We start from the raw sequence: 1286 nt of genomic DNA on the forward strand, positions 1-1286 counted from the left end.
TCAGGCTCACCCCCGCGATCATCGGCGACCTCTGGCGCGCGGCCCGGCGTGGGGAGCCCCGGTACGTCCCGCTGGTCGGGAAGCCGGGGGAGGCCGGTGCCATGACGAGCCCGGACGCCGACCCCGCGGTCGACCGCCTGGCGGCGGACTCCGGACTGAAGCGCGGCGACTTCCCCGAGTACGTCGCAGCCCGGATCCTGGTGCGGATCGGCTTCTATTCTCCGATCCGGCACGCGAGACGGATCGCGTGCCCCGTCCTGGTGCAGATCGCCACCCGGGACGCCATCACTCCCGCGGCGACCGCGCGCCGGGCCGCTCAGCGGATGCCGCGTGGCAGGTATCTGGAGTACCCGTGCGAGCACTTCGACCCCTACGTCGACCCGTACTTCGAGCAGATCGTGGCCGACCAACTCGAGTTCTGCCTCTCGCTGGCGGGTCCGGGCGCCTGATCGTCCGGCCAGCTGAGGGCCCGACTATGTGAAAGCCCGGCTACGTGAGAGCCCGAGGCGGCTCCGGTCCACGCCCTGGGAAGTCCGCTCGCGCCCGCCCGCCTAGACTGGGCGGCATGTCGTACCAGCCGCTCATCGCGCCGTCGATCCTGTCCGCCGACTTCGCCCGCCTGGACCGGGAGATCGAGCGGATCCCCGCCGCGGACTGGATCCACGTCGACGTGATGGACGGCCACTTCGTCCCCAACCTGTCCTTCGGCGCCCCGGTCGCGAAGGCGGTCGGCGAGGTCACCGACAAGCCGATGGACTGCCACCTGATGATCGAGGACCCGGCACGGTGGGTGGGCGACTACGTCGACGCGGGTGCGGCCAGCATCACCTTCCACGTCGAGGCCACCGACGATCCGAGGGCCGTCGCGGACCTGCTGCACTCGCGCGGCTGCCGGGCCGGCATCTCCCTCAAGCCGGGCACGGCCGTGGAGCCGTACCTCGATCTGCTCGAGCACGTCGACCTGGTCCTGGTGATGAGCGTCGAGCCCGGGTTCGGGGGCCAGTCGTTCATGCCGGAGGTGCTCGACAAGGTCCGCACGCTGCGCGCGGAGATCGACCGGCGCGGGCTCGACGTGCTGATCCAGATCGACGGCGGCATCGACTCGCGCACCATCGGGGACGCCGCCTCCGCGGGCTGCGACGTCTTCGTCGCCGGATCCGCCGTCTACGGCGCGCCCGACCCCGACGCCATGATCGAGACCCTGCGCGCGGGGGCGGCGGACGCACGGGCGTGACGATGTCGGATGGGCCGGACGACGGTCGACGGCGCCGTGAGCGCGAGTCCCT

The 1286-nt window shown here is 71.9% G+C and carries 1 protein-coding gene and 1 pseudogene; both read left to right on the plus strand.

Going from position 1 to position 1286, the window contains the following annotated elements; genetic code table 11:
* Positions 1-449 (plus strand): annotated as a pseudogene (locus tag G6021_RS13160) (alpha/beta hydrolase); the annotation flags it as partial.
* Between the two features lie 116 nt (positions 450-565).
* Positions 566-1234, plus strand: coding sequence for a ribulose-phosphate 3-epimerase (gene rpe, locus G6021_RS13165; RefSeq protein ID WP_179525340.1), 669 nt, complete (start codon positions 566-568; stop codon positions 1232-1234).
* The last annotated feature ends 52 nt before the right edge of the window (positions 1235-1286 follow it).

The sequence above is a fragment of the Dietzia sp. CW19 genome (assembly GCF_014145265.1).
GTDB classification, from domain to species: domain Bacteria; phylum Actinomycetota; class Actinomycetes; order Mycobacteriales; family Mycobacteriaceae; genus Dietzia; species Dietzia natronolimnaea.